Annotated in this window: 13 protein-coding genes; 7 read left to right on the forward strand and 6 right to left on the reverse strand. The window is 59.2% G+C overall.

All coding sequences use genetic code 11. The annotated features are described in order from the left end of the window. Nucleotides 1–44 precede the first annotated feature (44 nt). Complete coding sequence (locus RBB62_RS03975) at nucleotides 45–416, forward strand: thiol-disulfide oxidoreductase DCC family protein (protein ID WP_309397267.1); 372 nt, start codon at nucleotides 45–47, stop codon at nucleotides 414–416. Between the two features lie 61 nt (nucleotides 417–477). Further along, complete coding sequence (locus RBB62_RS03980; protein ID WP_309397269.1) at nucleotides 478–906, forward strand: Minf_1886 family protein; 429 nt, start codon at nucleotides 478–480, stop codon at nucleotides 904–906. A 139-nt stretch (nucleotides 907–1,045) separates the two neighbouring features. On the opposite strand, the gene RBB62_RS03985 is transcribed toward RBB62_RS03980, so the two are convergent. The 4 genes from RBB62_RS03985 to RBB62_RS04000 form a co-directional block, all read right to left on the reverse strand. After that, a complete protein-coding gene (locus RBB62_RS03985) occupies nucleotides 1,046–1,618 on the reverse strand; it encodes an HdeD family acid-resistance protein (protein ID WP_309397271.1) in 573 nt (190 codons plus the stop codon). A gap of 9 nt (nucleotides 1,619–1,627) precedes the next feature. Next, a complete protein-coding gene (locus tag RBB62_RS03990; RefSeq protein WP_309397273.1) occupies nucleotides 1,628–2,959 on the reverse strand; it encodes an alkaline phosphatase D family protein in 1,332 nt (443 codons plus the stop codon). A 190-nt stretch (nucleotides 2,960–3,149) separates the two neighbouring features. Continuing rightward, nucleotides 3,150–3,836, reverse strand: a complete 687-nt coding sequence (locus tag RBB62_RS03995) for a hypothetical protein (RefSeq protein WP_309397275.1) — start codon at nucleotides 3,834–3,836, stop codon at nucleotides 3,150–3,152. 379 nt (nucleotides 3,837–4,215) lie between these two features. Next, nucleotides 4,216–5,697: a hypothetical protein gene (locus RBB62_RS04000; RefSeq protein ID WP_309397277.1), complete on the reverse strand. Its 1,482-nt coding sequence runs from the start codon at nucleotides 5,695–5,697 to the stop codon at nucleotides 4,216–4,218. 357 nt (nucleotides 5,698–6,054) lie between these two features. Here RBB62_RS04000 and trpD point away from each other — a divergent pair, with 357 nt between their 5' ends. The 5 genes from trpD (at nucleotide 6,055) to RBB62_RS04025 (ending at nucleotide 13,084) form a co-directional block, all read left to right on the forward strand. After that, on the forward strand, nucleotides 6,055–7,131 hold the full coding sequence (trpD, locus tag RBB62_RS04005; protein WP_309397279.1) for an anthranilate phosphoribosyltransferase: 1,077 nt from the start codon (nucleotides 6,055–6,057) through the stop codon (nucleotides 7,129–7,131). Then, nucleotides 7,128–8,477, forward strand: a complete 1,350-nt coding sequence (glmM, locus tag RBB62_RS04010) for a phosphoglucosamine mutase (protein WP_309397281.1) — start codon at nucleotides 7,128–7,130, stop codon at nucleotides 8,475–8,477. The genes trpD and glmM overlap by 4 nt, the downstream gene beginning before the upstream one ends. 17 nt (nucleotides 8,478–8,494) lie before the next feature. Then, entirely contained in the window at nucleotides 8,495–8,662 is a 168-nt protein-coding gene (locus RBB62_RS04015; RefSeq protein WP_309397283.1) for a hypothetical protein, read from the forward strand. Nucleotides 8,663–8,835: 173 nt separating this feature from the next. Continuing rightward, entirely contained in the window at nucleotides 8,836–10,515 is a 1,680-nt protein-coding gene (locus tag RBB62_RS04020) for a Na+/H+ antiporter NhaC family protein (protein ID WP_309397285.1), read from the forward strand. Between the two features lie 37 nt (nucleotides 10,516–10,552). Beyond that, entirely contained in the window at nucleotides 10,553–13,084 is a 2,532-nt protein-coding gene (locus RBB62_RS04025) for a CHASE2 domain-containing protein (protein ID WP_309397287.1), read from the forward strand. Nucleotides 13,085–13,223: 139 nt separating this feature from the next. On the opposite strand, the gene RBB62_RS04030 is transcribed toward RBB62_RS04025, so the two are convergent. Both RBB62_RS04030 and RBB62_RS04035 read right to left on the reverse strand, forming a co-directional pair. Further along, nucleotides 13,224–14,729, reverse strand: coding sequence for a PLP-dependent transferase (locus RBB62_RS04030; RefSeq protein ID WP_309397289.1), 1,506 nt, complete (start codon nucleotides 14,727–14,729; stop codon nucleotides 13,224–13,226). A 32-nt stretch (nucleotides 14,730–14,761) separates the two neighbouring features. Continuing rightward, a complete protein-coding gene (locus RBB62_RS04035) occupies nucleotides 14,762–16,243 on the reverse strand; it encodes a right-handed parallel beta-helix repeat-containing protein (protein WP_309397291.1) in 1,482 nt (493 codons plus the stop codon).

The following is a 16,243-nucleotide window of genomic DNA, read 5'->3' on the forward strand; positions in this document are numbered from 1 at the left end:
ATTCTGGAATTCGACACTTGCGGTGTTTCATGCATTTTAACCGCATGCACGCCCGTGTTCAGTCGCCACCTTTGAAGCCAACTCTCCTTTGGGATGGGGATTGCGGTTTTTGTGGGCGTTCGGCGTGGCGTTTGGAGCGGCGCACCGGTGAATCCGTCGACTACGCGCCTTACCAGACCATGCTTGCGCGCTTCCCGGAAATCCCCGAATCGGCGCTTGAGCATGCAGTGCATTTGGTGGAGTCCGATGGCGCGGTTTATCATTCCGCGCAGGCGATTTTCCGTGCGCTTATGTATGCGCCGCGTTGGTCGTGGGCTAACCGCTTTTATGAACGCAGTCAGATCTTTGCGGCGCTCAGTGAGTGGGGTTATCGTCGCGTCGCCAACAACCGCTACCTGATTTCGAAAGTCTTATAGCGCGGGCTAACCGCTGCTTGCCCTTGACCCCAAGGCCAAGACGAATTTCACTCTACGTTTAATGCCCAATAAAGATTTTGACGAAGTCGTCGGCCTGATCCGCAAGGAAGACTCCCGCTACGAAGTGGGGGCCTACCATTTTGTGCGCCTGGGGCTCGACCACACGATCAAAAATCTCAAGGACGACCCCGACCGCGAAACGCGTCATGTTTCCGGGCAAGAGCTGCTTTCTGGCATTCGCGACTACGCCCTCGAGCAATATGGGCCCATGTCCTACACGCTGCTTACGCACTGGGGCCTCAAGCGTTGTGAGGACTTCGGCGACATCGTGTTCAACCTCGTGGAATGGGGCGTGCTCGGCAAAACGGAAAACGATCAGCGCGAAGACTTCGCCGATGGTTATGATTTCCGTGAAGCTTTCCTGCTTCCCTTCGAGCCCAAATCGCGTCGCCTCAAGGCACCCGACGAAGACACCCCCGCCAACAACTAGCAGCGTGCCGCTGCACCCATAGATTTGCCCATTGGGCAAATGGCTTAGTGGCAATGATGCGGCTCGCTTGTAAGCGTCGCACTATCTCATTCAGTTGGATAGAAAGCCGGTTGCCCCACCATTTGAGCAATACGCAAATCTATCGATCCAACGGGACGTTGGTGCTGGCTTTGGCGAGGGAGAGGATGGTCATGCCGGCCATGAGGAAGTTGACGCCAACGATGATGCCGATGAACCACTGCGCGGCGCTGGGCCATTCGCTGAAAACAATGCCCGCGATGATCAGGCCGAAGACGCCGTTGATCAGTACCAGGCCGCGGCCCGGTTGGTGGGCGGCTTGCAGACCGGCAATGAGTTTAAAGACGCCGTCGATCGCATAGAAAATCCCGAGCATGCCGGTGATCGCCATGACGCCAATCACCGGGTTGGCAATCAACAATGCGCCAGCGATGGCGGCGAGCACGCCGTTGATCAAAGCCCAGCCTTGGCCATGCACACCCTTATGGGAAATCGCGGAGCCGACTTGGACAATGCCGCCGAGCAGAATCAGCCAGCCGAGGAAGAGCTCAATGCCGAGGGCAAAAAGCCCGGGCAGCATGATCGCAAGCACGCCGAGGACAATCAGCGCAATGCCTGCTTTTTTGGCGCGGCCGGCGTTTTGCTTAATATTTTCCGGGCTAATGCCGGCGAAGGGATTGATGGGGGTTGCCATAAGGTGGGCCTAGTTGAATTGCATGCTGCTGAGCGCGAGTGTCTGCGTCCAAAGTTCGGTGCCGAGGCCGTTGTAAACCGTCACCGTGAGCTGGCGGTTTTCCTCGGGGCCGTGGAACTTCATGATCGCAAACTGGCGGTCGAAAGTGGACGTGCTGGGCACGCGGTAGAAGTTGAGCTCGCGGCTGGAGTCGGCTGGGCGGGCGGTCAGCGGGCCTAGGCTCAGCTCGTAAACATCGGGCGCATTGGCGCGAACCATCTTGGTGAATTCGCCAAAGTCCTTGCCGCCATTAACGAAGACCAAGCCGCTGATTTTGTCGCCGCGCAAGCCATCGAGCATCTCATTGCGCTCGAAATCCGCGACCTTTAGGTTAAGCTCGGACTTGGATGGGCTGAGCGCGGAGGAGCCAAGGACAACGATCTTGAAATCGGCCGTGCTTTCGCGCAGTGCTTGGCGTAGCCAGGCGATCTGGGTTTCGCCAATGATGGTGCACTTTTTCTCGATGTCGTAGTCCAGGTCGCGCTGAGAGCGGTCGTCGAGCAGGAAGAATTCGGCGTCGCCATAGCGAACGGATGTGGCCAGGCCATCGGTGGTTTGGGCGCTGGGCGGGTTGGCCCAAAAGAGTTCAAAGACCTCCTGCGCATCGGTGAGGTTGCGGAAGTGCTTGCCCGTGTTGGCGGGGCCGATCTCTCCCTGGCTGACCGTGGCGACTTGCGGCACGGCGGCGAGCAGGGGCTGAAGCTCTGGCTGCGCGCGGTTCTTGCCATAGCGGGCAAGCATGCCGGTGCGGGAACCCCAATCTGGCTCGCGGAGGTGGACGCCGTTACCGGCCCACACCATGAAGTCCGGCTGCTTGGCGAGGATCGCGAGGAAAATTTCATAACCGCCGCCGGGGGTGCGGTTCAGCGGATCGTAGGCCGGATCGTTGACGTAGTGCCCGCTGCCGAGGGCCACGGTGAACTCCGGCGGTGGCGCGCGATCGGTATAAAACGGCGAGGTCTTGAATTTCGTTTCGGCGTCTAGGCTGGCTTTGCGTCCGTCGATAATCACTTCGTAGGCGTATTCGGTGCCGGGCTCAAGCGGGCCGGCGACTGCCTTGACCACGTAGCCATTTTCCGGCTTGGCGGTTTGCGCGGGCGTCACTTGCTTGGCGGATTCCTGACCGGCGGGCCAGTAGGCAAAGGCAACCTCGGCCGGGCCATCGGTTTGCACCCACAGGGGCATGGCACGCATTTCCGGCGCGCCGACCATGGGGCCGGAAGCGATTTGTGCGGCGTGTGCGGTGAGGCCAAGCACTAGCGCGGCCAGGAGGGCAAAAAAGCATCGGGGATTAAGCGCCATAATCAATGAATGCCAGTAACGGCCAGCATCAGCGCCGGGTCAAGATATTCTATGAGACGGTAGCGTTACCAACTGCGTAAGTGTGCGGGTGGGAAAGCAGGTAGAGTTAAGGCGCAATGGTCCAAGCCAGTTTACGAACCTAGACACTCATGAAATCACCCACCTTACGGACTAATCGGCTACAGGCCGATTAACGCTCCTTGCCGCGGCGCTCTTCCTCGCGACAGTCATTCATGACGCGGAGCCAGAGGTCGCGCAGGTCAAAGAGAACTTGGAGGACTTCGCCTTGGAAGGCCTGGAGCAGGCGCACATTTTCGCAACGGACTTCCTGCAGGACGGCCATAGTGTGGTTGACGGCGGCGAGGCCGTTTTTCAGGTGGCACACGGCCAAATTGAAGTCGCCCATGTCGAGGGCGTTGATGCCCATGACGGCGTTGAACTCACCAGCGTGGAGGCTGGTGGCGAAGCGCGCGCCCATGATGGCGTCGACCGAGCCCTTGGACTGCGTCAGGAAGTGCTCCCAGCAGTGGAAGAGGTGCTGGTAAAGGCCGTGGCTGACGATGTAAACCGGGTGCTTGTGCACGGAGTAGGGATCGAAGTCGGTCTCACTGGCCGCTTCGCTCTCTTCTTGTTCCATTTCCTCGTCGGTCTCTTCAAAATCAGCGCCGCCCCAGTCTTCGACTTCCCACTTCATCAGTTGGGCAATTTCGTCGAGGTGGCCGGGCTTGTGCTTGAGGCGGTGGTAGTGCCCGAGAAACTCCGCGATTTCTTTGTCGTTTTGTTTCAGGTAGCGCTGCCAGTCAAATTCGTTCCAACTCAATTCTTCGCTGTTTTCCCAGTCGCCGTCGGATGAATTATCGAAATCGTAAGCACTCATGATGGGTTTGCCCTCCCGGGTTGTAGTTAATCTGAAGAAGAGAGCGGGAAAATCAACATTCAAATGTGATTTGCGCGCTGATTGTAACTAAGCATATGGCATACCGGGTCGGCATTTTGCTACAAACTTTTGACTGCAAATGCTAGGGGGCGTTCCATCGCCTGCTTGAATTTACTACACTGATTGAGCAGGGGTTTTTCGCAAAAATTGCCCTTGGGAGGCGTCATTTTTTAAGAGAAACTCTCAAGCTGCTTTATGTCAGTGACTTATGAATTTATCGGGTGGGATTTCGGTTGAAAAGCAGTCCTTTTATGCCATTTTAAGGCCCAAAATTGCTCATTTTGTGGAATCTAAAGCAAAGTTTTGGGCGAGGAGGCGGTTAATTTGCGCCAGTTGAGGCTGGGATCTTCGCCATGTCGACGACCTCTTCGGGAGCGACATTTTCCCGTGGCAGCACGCGGGTGAGCAATCGCAGGGAATGCGGGCGCCCGATCGTGCGCAGGCGGATGACGACTTGCGGGGTGGGGTCCGTCGCGCTGACGGGGACCAGGAATTGATCTACTTCCAGCGGCGTGTTGCCCTGGAAGACGATTGCATTCTCGCCCCATTCAACAATCGTGCGCTTGCGGTCCGTTTCAATGCTGACGGGTTCAGTCGCGCTCAAGCGCCAGAAGAAGGACGTCCGGTCGCGTTTGCCAAAATCGTAGCTGATGGTGTCGATGATGCGCAGCTCGCCGCCGGTTTTCCAAAACAAATCCCGATGCCAGATGCTGAGCTGGGGGAATAGCTCAGAGGCGTTGACGCGGAGGTTCCCGCTGTGGTCATTGAGCTCGCGAACGATGATGGGTGCGCGACCGGGCTCAGGCTGGTTCTCACCCACGCGGATCACACTGCTGGCGGGGATGAGCGACGCCATGATCGCGCCGTCTTCATTGGGCTCGGCGCCGATGGCGTAGCCTTGCGTGGCCTCGTTGCCGAGCACGAGCACGGGTTCAGCATGAGGCGTCCAGCTGACGTTGCCAGCCTGGAGGCACGTTGCGGCATCGTCGGCCAATGCGCCATGCGTCACGAGCCCATCAGCGCCCGGCGCCCAGCTGGAACGCCACAGGACCACGGCGGCCTGCGGGTAAAAGCCAAAGGATGGCGGCGGCGGGAAGTCTGCCGGCAGCGTCACGGCGTCGAACCGCTTGAGGTGGATCGGGGGTTGCGGCACATTTTCCAGCCACCACTGGATGTTGGGCGAAGGGTAAAGCTGGCTCTGCCCTATCAGGAATTTGGTGACGGCTTTTCGCGTAGCTTGGTCTGAGTCTGGCTGGACCTGGTGCATGGTCCACAGCGGCAAGAAGGCAAAGAAGCTTTGGTCTTTAAGGCGGTAATCGCCAAGCAAGGCAGTATGCAGCGCGGCGTTGACCAGGGATTGATCCAGGCTCATCCATTGCTCCAAGGGGCCGGGGCGTTCGCCAAAACGCCCGCTTACCTCAACGATCTCCATCAGCCAGGCGAGGGCGCGCTCATAGTCCTCGTCTCCAGGTTGCTGACCGGCGTAGATGGCTTGGTTGAGTAATTGGCAGCAAGCTTCAGCGATTGCAGGGTCGGCGCGCCAGTTGGGGTTTTTCTGGATGCGTGCCGCTAGCTGGCTGTAGGCCGTTGCCAGTGAGAGGCCTGGTGAGGGGGTTGCTGCAAACTCGTTGAGCAGGCTGCTACTGATGCTATCCCGCGAGGGAATGTAAGCTTGGCGGGCGGCAAGTGAAGCGTTTACTGCGTCTTCGCGCTCCACGTATTGTTCGCGGATGGTGGCAGATTGCGTATCAATGTTTTGATTGAGGGCGCCACTGGAGCCCGGCTCAGAGCACCCCGTCAACCAGATCCCGGAGATCGAGCATATTACGATAAGCAGCCAACAAGAATACACCCCTTTAATGAAAACCAAAATTATTCTAATGGCAATCCGAGACGCGCTTTGGCGGCCTGCAAAGCGTGACTTTTGCCGGTATTTTACGAAATTAAAGTAATGGGAATCTAGTAGATGGGGGCCAATTAGCCCTGCTTTTCATCTTGAAATAGTGTAGATGCGGTAGGCGGGTTGCTGGTCGCGCTGTATCGTGTCTGGTGGTGGACAGTTGACCTCAGTCCCCTGGGGGCACCGCATTGGAGAGCTAGGGGATTTTTGGCTTGAGACTGCGCTATCAGACTAAATAACTAAAACTTCGCCCTACTTATGCCTGACGCCAATCTAGCTGACCTAACGAATCTGGCTTCCGCTGCCGACGGATTGTCGGCGGAAGACGCACGTGAAGCTGCGCAATTGCTCATTGCCGCTGATGTGCAAGCCGAAGAAAAGGCCTCCCTGCTGACCGCCATGAACGCACGTGGGGAAACCCCGACGGAGCTTGCCGCCTTTGCCGGAGCCTTCCGCGAAGTGGCCCGCGACCCTGGCCTGTCCGAGATTGCCCAGCGCGCGATCGACATCGTGGGCACCGGGGGCGACAAGTCGGGCAGCTTTAATATTTCCACGACGTCGGCCTTCATTGTTGCTGCTGCGGGCGTGCCTGTCCTCAAGCATGGCAACCGCTCCATCACCTCCAATTGCGGCAGCGCGGATCTGTTGTCCGCCGTGGGGGTCGACCTTGAGGCCTCACTGCCGACCATCCGCCATTCGGTGGAGGAGCTGAATTTCGCCTTCTTTTTCGCACCCGCTTTTCACCCGGCATTCAAGGAGATCATGCCGGTGCGCAAGGCGCTGGCCGAGCAAGGCCGCCGCACGATTTTCAACCTGCTCGGGCCGCTGATCAACCCCGCCAAGCCCGCCTACCAGCTACTGGGCGTGTTCCCGGGCCGCTGGGTCGAGCCCGTGGCTTATGCGCTGGAAAGCGTGGGCCTCAAGCGCGGCCTCGTCGCGCATTGCGATATGGGCGACGGCCTCGGCATGGATGAGTTTTCGACTGCAGGTGTCAACTTCGGCGCTGGCGTGGGCGAGCTCGGCAAGTCCGGAGAAGGCGTCCTGTGGAATGCCGAAACGCCGCTCGACCTGGCCAGTCTCGGCTTGGAGCCCTGTGCGATGGCAGACCTGAAGGGTGGCGATTTGAACGACAATTTAATCATCCTCGAACGGCTGATGGCGGGCAAGGCGCCCCAGGGCTTGGAGGACACCGTTTGCCTCAACGCCGGGGCGGCGCTGTGGGTGGCTGGGCGCTGCAGCTCGCTGAAGGAGGGCATTGGCGCGGCGCGGGAAATTTTAACTGGCGGCGCGCTTCAGCGCTGGCTGACGCAACTCAAGGAGTTTTACGCGGGATGAAGCTTAAGTATTTCGGCACCGATGGCATTCGTGGGCGCGTAGGCGGAGATCTGCTGAGCCCTGAGTTTGTGCGCCGTGCGGGCTATGGCGTGGCCGCGTTTTTGCGCAAGCACAACAAGGCAAAACCGATCACCGTCGTCATTGGCCGCGACACCCGCGCCTCGGGTGAAGAGCTGGAGATGCTGCTTTCTGAGGGTTTTTGCAAGGACCACATTCACGTGATTCGGCTCGGCGTGGTGCCAACCCCCGGTGTGGCCATGAGCCTGCGCGACTTGCATGCCGATTTGGGGGTGGCGATTACCGCCTCGCACAACCCGTCGCACGACAATGGCCTGAAGTTTTTCGATAACCGCGGCCTCAAGTTTTCCGCTGGCGCCGAAGCCGAGATCGAGCAATTTATTGACAGCGTGGACGTCGCGCCAGCAGACCATTGTCTAAACTGTGGACACGACTACGATGGCAGCGCTTTTTACGTGAATGTCTTGCGCTCGCTGATGCACCAGGGCTGCCTCAAGGGCTGGAAAGTCGTCATCGATACGGCCAACGGCGCGACGGCGGCGACAACGCCGAAGGTGTTCAGCCACTACGGCGCGGAGGTTATCCAGCTTGGCGGCGAGCCCGATGGCTTGAATATCAATGACGGCGTTGGCAGCGAACACCCGGATAAGCTCGCGGCTGCTGTCTTGGAGCATGGTGCCAACCTTGGCATCGCGCACGATGGCGATGGCGACCGCCTGGTCGTTTGCGACGAGAAGGGGCACGTCGTTCATGGTGACCAACTGCTCGGCATTCTCGGCCTATATGGCATCAAGACTGGCCGCTTGCGCAAGAAGACGCTCGTGGCCACCGTGCACAGCAACATGGGGCTCGACCGTGCCATGATGCAGGCTGGCGGCAAGGTCATCCGCGTGGATGTGGGCGATCGCAACGTGCTCCACTGTATGCTGGAGAACGATTATAACTTTGGCGGCGAGTCCTCCGGCCACATGATTTTCCGTGACTACTCTGTGGCGGGCGACGGCCTTTTGGCCGCAATTCAGCTCGTGGGTTTGCTGCTCGAAACCAAGAGCCCGCTCTCTGAGCTGGCTGCGACGGTGGAACTCTTCCCACAAGCGACCCAAAACCTGAAGGTCGCGGTGAAAATTCCGCTTGCCGAATGCCCGGAGCTGAGCCGAGTCATGGCCACGCTGGAAACCGAGCTGGCCGGCAAGGGCCGCATCCTGGTCCGCTACTCCGGCACCGAGCCCAAGCTCCGCCTCCTCGCCGAAGCCGAAACCGAAGCCCTCGCCCAAGACGCCATCGACCGCCTGGTCGCCGCCGCAGGCAAGGACCTGGAAGTGGTTTAGGGAGATTAAAAATTAAAGTGAGCAAATTAAAGCGGCTGCTCGGCTTTGGCGGTGCTTGGCTTTGGCGGGTGTTTGGTTGGAGCAGTGCTTGGCTGGAGGGCAACGCTTCGTCGTTGCCGCTTCGTTTGGTTTGGCTTTGCACAATGTGGCTGACGCTGCCCCCAGCATTGCGCATCGCGGCGTAAAGCCGCTCCCACGAGGTAAGTCGTGCACTCCGTGGGAGCGGCTTTATGCCGCGATATATAATCCATCTACGGTCAATCCAACCTCTTGGTTTTCAGGGCGCGATATCGCGTGGCGCGTCGCCCTCCAATTTTTAATCTGTTCACTTTAAGCTCCCTCATCCACGATGAGGCCTATGGCTGATGCTGCGCAGACCGAAGGTGTGTCGCGCGTCCGGTGGGGCGCGGCGGTTATCTTGTGGGCCATTAGTTGGCCGCTGGGGTGGCAGATGGGCGGCGCGACGGGCAGCTTGCTCACCGCGCTGTGGCCGAGCATTGTGGCGCTGGGCGTGGTTTATTTAACGCGCAATGCGCTGCTGGGGCTTGTAGCAGGCGCTGCGGGCGGGGCAATTATCCTGTGCGACGGGCGACCGTGGGTGGCGTTTCTCTCGCTGATGGGCGACCACTTTGCGCCGCATTTTACCAGCGAATGGAAGCTGAGCGCGGTGGCCTTTACGCTGCTGCTCGGTGGCTTTGCGGCGGTGCTGGAGCGCAGCGGCGGGCTGGAGTATTTTTTGCGGCGCTACCTGCTGCGCGGCGGCGAGAGCCCCACCCGGCTGCAAGCGGGCGCGGCGGGCCTTGGGCTGGTGTGTTTCTTTGACGGGCTCGCCAACAGCGTGCTTGTCGGGCGGCTGGTTAGCCCACTGGCGGAGCGGCATGGCGTCTCCCGCGTGAAGCTGGCCTACCTGGCCGACTCGACCAGCTCGGCGGTGGCGTGCGTGGCGTTTCTCTCGACGTGGATTGCCTACCAGCTGTCGATGATTCGCGAGGGCTTTGCGCTGATCGGCGAGGAGACGAATCCCTACGCGTGGTTTTTGCGGTCCCTGCCCTACAACTATTATTGCTGGTTTACGCTGCTGATGGTGGCGCTGGTGATCTGGCGCAATTTCAACCCCGGGCCTATGGGCGCCTACGAACGCGCAGCCCGCGCCAAGGCTGGCCAAGGTGAGGCGCAGGGAGCGGAGTCCACGGCGACCTCGGGGGGGCTGCTGCTCTGCGTGGTGTCTCTATTGACCCTGTTGCTGGCGCTGCTCGGCGGCCTGTATTACTTTGGCGTGCCGAGTGCCTTGGGCGACGATGCGGCGTATTTTCCGCTGACGGTGGATAAGGTCACGGCCTCCTTTGGCAGCAATGCCGGGGCCTTCGTGCTCGTCTTCGGCGGCGTGGTTGCCTCGCTGGCGGCGCTGTTGTTTTTCCCGCTGAGCGGCCGGACTTACGCCGAAGGCGGCAAGGCTTATGGCGCGGGCGTGAAGCACCTGATGGCGCCGGTGTTGATCCTCGTGGGCGCCTGGATGCTCAGCTCAACGCTGTCATCGCTCAACACCGGTAAGCTGCTCGGCGACCTCGTGGGCGCGTGGGCGCCGCTGGCGCTGTTGCCCGTGATCATCTTTGTGTTCGGCGCATTGATTTCGTTTTCGACCGGCACTTCGTGGGGCACAATGGGCATCCTGATGCCACTCGCGATCCCGCTGATCGCCAACCACCCGGGCGCGGAGCTCGGCGATTTGGCTCCACTATACGCGGCGGCGGTTGGGGCGGTGTTCAGCGGCGCGGTGTTTGGCGACCACTGCTCGCCGATCAGCGACACGACGCTGGTCAGCGCGATTACTTGTGACGTGACCCCGCACGACCACGTGCGCACGCAGCTGCCGTTCGCGCTGATGTCGGCGCTGGCGGCGGCGGTGTTGGGGTTCATTCCGGCGGGCCTCGGTGCCCCGGGGTGGGTGGGGTTGTTGGTCGGCGCTGGCGCGTTGATCGCAGCGACGTTTGCGCTGAAGCGTTGGTCTGCGGTGTCAGCACGCGGGGAAATCCTTTAAGCTTTTCCCTTCCGCAGAATGCTTTATAAGAAACATCATGGCAGCTAACTCTACTGGCGGCAGATGGAAACTACTACTGTGTCTGCTCCCGATACCTCTGTTCTGGATTTTCTTCACCGAAGCAAAATTTGCCAAAGTGTATTCCCAGCAGTTGGTGAACCTGGCCATGGACTGGCGCTACAAGGTGCGCGGAGAGCTGGAGGCTCCGGAAGTGAAGGTGATCTATGTCGATGTAGACGCCGAAACGATTAGCAGGATTGGAGAGCGCCCCTGGTCGCGTTTTCGCTTTGGGCAGGTTGCCGAGAAATTGTTTGAATATGGGCACGTAAGCGCGGTGGGCTTCGACCTTATCTTCTCCAAAAATTCCAGCTCAGAGCTGGTTCAGCCGGAACACGTCAACCAAAGCGACATCGAATTCCGCAAAGTTCTGAGCAAGTATCCTAACGTGGTGCTGGCCGCCAATTACACTCAGATCCCCCTGCCCTACACTTTCGAAGAACGCGAGCGCATCAAGAACGGCGAACACATCGAGCCACGCTATCGAGACATGCCGCTGACTTATTTTCACGAAAAATACGGCGCCGACTATCCGTACACACCCAAGACGACCTTTCCGGAGATGCCGACTTTTCCATTGGTTTTGATGGGCAACGGTACGAATGGCATTGGCCTGATTGCAGAGGATAAAGAAATGTCAGGCGATACGGTGCCGCGTTGGATCCCCCTCTATGCCGAGGCGGAGGGCCCCTACTACACCCTCAATTTGCTGGAGGGCTATGAGTATTTCTATGACTTGAATTTCAACGATAACTTCTTGTTCGAAGACACCGAACAATCCATCGAGAACCAGCAGTTTCTTAGAGTTCCAGAGGCGGACATCATCCGGGAGCCCACGGTACAGGTGCTGGGAAATAATTTCCAGAACTTGGGCTTCATGCCGTTGAACACCAAGCAAACCTTCCTGCATTTTAGCATCGAACTGGCCCGTAAGCACCTCGGCCTCGATCCCGAAGACATCGTGATCGAAGAAGACCGCATGATCTTTTATAAGGATGATGAGCCGATCATTGAGCTGCCGATGGTCGAAGGGCAGATCATGGAGGTTAATTGGTTTTCGCGGTGGTTTAGCGAATACAATACGCGCGCATCGATGGCGCGCATCTTCGACGCAGCTCACATGCTGGAAAACGGTAATGAAGCGCAACAGAAGGAAGCCAGGGAGTATTTTGATCAGTTTAAGGACGCCATCGTGCTCATTGGGCCGACGGACACTACGCTGCAGGATTTGGCCCCTACGCCCTTTGACTCGGTGCCGGTGCCGAAGGTCGGCATGCATGGCAATGCGATCAAGACCATCTTTACCGGCAAGTTTATCAAGCGGCTGGACTGGTGGCATCATGCGTTGATTACGTTGGTGCTGACTTATCTCGTCGCTGCGCTGGGCACCTACACTGGTCGCTATAACGTGTGGATGAAGGTCGGCAGCGGCCTTGTGCTGGTGTTGTATGTGGGGCTGGTCTTTGGATCGTTTAGCGTGTTTCACCTGGTGCTGCCGTTCATTGCGCCGGTTGCCTCGGCGATTACCACGACCACCGCAGGTGCCGTCTATCAGCTCGTGGTCGAAGAAAAGCAACGCGGCCGCATCAAGGGCATGTTTGGCGCTTACCTCTCGCCCGATCTTGTGAACAACATGGTCGAGTCCGGCGAAGAGCCGCAACTGGGCGGGGAGGAAGTCGAGATCTCGGCGTTCTTCTCCGACATTCAGGGCTTTTCAACTTTCTCCGAGCTGTTGCCGGCTGACCGCCTTGTGACGCTCATGAATGAATACCTCACGGCGATGACGGACATCTTACAGGAGGAGTTTGGCACGCTTGATAAATACATCGGCGACGCTATGGTGGCGATGTTCAATGCGCCCTTGCACGTCGAGAACCATGCCTTGCGCGCTTGCATGGCGGCGGCGCGAATCCAGACGCGTCAAAACGAGTTGCGTGACAAGTGGGCAGCCGAGGGTGACGACTGGCCGGAAATTGTTCCCAAGATGCAGACCCGAATTGGCGTCAATACCGGCCCGGCCGTTGTCGGCAACATGGGCTCGGAATCGCGCTTTAACTACACCATGATGGGCGACACGGTGAACCTCGCGGCGCGCAGTGAATCCGGTGCGAAGTCCTACGGCCTTTACATCATGGTCACTGGCGAAACCCGCGAGGCTTGCATGGCCGTGAGCGACGAGTGCGTCTTCCGTTACCTCGACAAGATTCGTGTGAAGGGCCGCAGTCAGCCCGCCGAAATGTATGAGCTCGTGTGCCTCAAGGAAGACATGGACGACGAGACCGTGCGCTGCCTGGAAATTTACCAAAAAGGCATCGATCGCTACTTGCAGCAGGACTTCAACGGTGCCATCGAATTCTTCGAACAATCCGTGGAGCTCGAGCCCAACCGCCCCGAGAAAAACCAGGAGGCGCCGACGACTCCGAGCGACGTCCTGCTCGCCCGCTGCCTCTACTACCTTGAAGAACCACCCGGCGAAAACTGGGATGGCGTCTTCGTGATGAAGACGAAGTAAGGGGAGGAAAAAGGAAAAAGATTAAAGGAAAAAGGATGGCTGGTTTTCAGTGGCCAGGGTATTGCGATGAATCGATTCGCTAGTCTTCGCAAATTCCTGAGAGCGTGCGTCGTCTACTTTAATCTTTTTCCTTTTTACTTTAATCTCCGAGGCCTTCGCCGAGGGCCTGCTTGATTTCCTCGATGTCTTCGACGCCGGCGGAGAGACGGATGAGCTCCGGGTTCAGGCCACAAGCGCGCAGCTCGGCGCGACCCTTTTCGGTGCTGGCTTGGTCGAAGTGCGCGAGGTACATGAACGGGCACATCATCGTGAACGTGGTGCCAAAACTCGGGCCCTTCACTATGCGCGCCCGGTCGTAAAATTGTTTCAGCGGAATGTTGAGCTCGAAGGTAACCATCGCGCCGCAGGACTCTTCACTGCGGGCAATCGCGGCAAAGTTCTTGGCGCATTGTTCGGACCACGGATGCCACACTTTGCTCACGGCGGGATGCGTTTCCAGCCACGCGGCCAGCGCCTTGGCGTTGGCGTTTTGCTTGGCGACCACTTCGGGCATCGCGTCGATTTGCGCGGCTAGCTTGGCGAGGTCGCGCACGTAGGGCGGCTCGCATTTGCCGTTGAGCGCGCCCACGAGTTCGTCGGCAAATGGGCTCTCCGGGTTGATGGCCGCGGCACCGATCATCACGTCGCCTTCATGCGCGGCATACTTCGTTAAGCTGGTGACGAGCAGGTCCGTGTGTGGCAGCACGTCTACGCTGGAAATCGCGGCAATCGTCGGATCGTAAATACGGATCACGCGATGCTCGCGGCAAAGCTCATTGAGCAGCTCGACGTTCGGTGTTTGGATCAGCGGATTGGTCGGCAGCTCGGTCACAATGGCCGCAAGCTGGCTGCCGTGCTCGGCAAAGAAGTTGCGCAGCCACGCTTCGTCAAAGACATCGTAGTGGACGGTCAGCGTGCTTTCAGCGCCGATGAATTGCTCCAGGATGCGCTGGGTGTCCAGGTAGAGCCAGCCGAGCTGCAAGTAATGCGAGCGGCCTTTGGCGGACTGCACTTGCTGCGCCGCTTGCAAGGCGCCGTAGAAGGCGTTCATGCCGCAGTTGGCCAGGTAGAGGTGATCCGTGGGTAGGTAGCGGCGGAGCACGTTGATGACGCGCGGCTTACTTTCTTTCGCAGAGTAACTTTGCAATGCAAAGTCTTTGCCCGCATCCATGCACCCGTGGTGCTTCAGGTAGTCCTCGGCGTGGCGCGAGGAAATGCTGAGGCCGGTGTGCTGGAGGAAGGCTTTGCCGCGGCGCAGCAGCTCCTCGGTCTTCGGCAAGACGATGCAGAAGAAGTCGAACTCTTCGCGGATCTCGGCGCCCTCGACGCCCAGCCACTTGATGCAGCTCTTGGCGGCGCCTTCCGACGGCAGCAGGAAAATTTGTTTATCGGCGAGGCCGAGGCGTTCGCTGGCGAGGTTCATCGCTTGCACCACGTAGTCGTGCAGGACGAAGCGCGGGTAGGCGTATTTTACCTGGGCGATGGTCTCGGGGCGCTTTTCTTCGTAGCCGATCACGTCGTCCATCGTGGGCAGGCTACAGCACACCGCATGCACGGTGTCTGGAATGGTGGCCCCTAAAGGGTAATGCTGGAGGGTTTTGGACAAGGTTGCCTAAACAAGCGTAAAAGCAGGCTTTATCAATCCAATTTTCGCACCGGCCAGCGGCTCATCTTGAAATACGGGCTCTGCGGCGTGGGCGTGAACGTGTAGTTTTCCGGGTCGAGCAGCTTGGCTTCGCCCAGGAAGGAATCGAGGTCGATGCCGGCCACGGTCTGCCACTGGGCAAAGGTCAGCGCCTGCCCGAGCGCCTCAAATGGCTTCTTGGCGAGCGAATCGTAGAGGTTCTTTTCGGCCTGAATGCCATGCTCCGGCGCCGCGACGTTGATGAGCTTTGCGTCGTCGAGGGCCACGATGATGTTGCGCGAAAGCTGGAGCTCGCTGGGCGTCTCGCCTTCGGCCAGCAGTAGTTGGTCAACGCCGTTGCCGTAGAATACATTGGCCATCAGGTAAAGCCCGCCGCCTTGCAGCACCACGCCTTCCTTGGCGTTGTAGGCGAACTGGCTTTCGCTGACGGATGCGACTTGCGCGTTGTCCCGGCAGACGAAGCCCGAGCGGTTGTTGAGCACGGTCAGCTTGGCCAGCTGGGATTCGCCGGTGGACTGCGCCAGCACAAAGCCGTCGCCATGATTTTCCGAGGCCTTGAGCGACCATACCTTGACGGCGCCGCAGTCGAGTATTTGCAAGCCCGCGAGCGAGCCCGAGCTGCGCGACCAGTTGTTGAGCTTCGCTTCGACGCCGGAGATGACGAGCTGCGCCAAGTTGCGCAGCACCACGCCGTTGCCGCCGCAGCGGTCGACGATCAGTCTGCGAATGCGCACTTGCCCCAAGTCCGCCAAGCGCACGCCGTCGCCGTGGCAATACTCCACCGCAATGTTGTTGAGGATTGCCCCGTCGCCGCCCGCGATGTCGATTGCCGCATCGAAGCCGCGCTCGAAGGCGAGGCTTTCCAAATAGAGGCCATCGACGTGCTCGGCGCGAAAGCCCACGTCTTGTCGGCTGACTTCCACGGTGCCGGGCTTGACCGCCGCGCCCTTGGGCGGCAGCAGGTAAATCTTCGGCTCCTCGCCGCGCACGTAGCACACCTGGCCTTGGCGCACGCGGTCGGGCGACGAGGCTTCCACCAAGCGCGCGCCCTCGACATAGACCGTCGGGTTTTCCTTGGATTGATAAGTCCACGGCAGTTCAAAGATATCGTAGTCGCCAATCTTCCAGCCGTTAATTTGGTCCGTGCCGTTGATGACGACGTTGCCCGGATCGGAGGCTTCAAATTTAATGGACGCATTGGTCTCGTCTACTTTGTCTCGCAAAGTAACCGACTCGCGGTAGAGCCCGGGGTGGATGACCACACGCACGGATTTGCCCGCCCGCGCATAGCCCAGCGCATTGGTGGCGGCCGCTTGAATCGTGCGAAACGGCGTGGTCGGGTTCGTGTCGCTGGCCTGCGGATCGCGGTTGTTGACCTCGATGTCGACGTTCCACACGTATTCAACTTCCTCGGCGCGGAGCAGGCCGAAGGTCAGTGCGATTATAATTAAGATGAAATTTCTCAGTCGCGCCAT

Origin of the sequence: Cerasicoccus maritimus, assembly GCA_031296935.1 — a bacterium.
In the GTDB taxonomy this organism is placed as follows: Bacteria; Verrucomicrobiota; Verrucomicrobiia; order Opitutales; family Cerasicoccaceae; genus Cerasicoccus; species Cerasicoccus maritimus.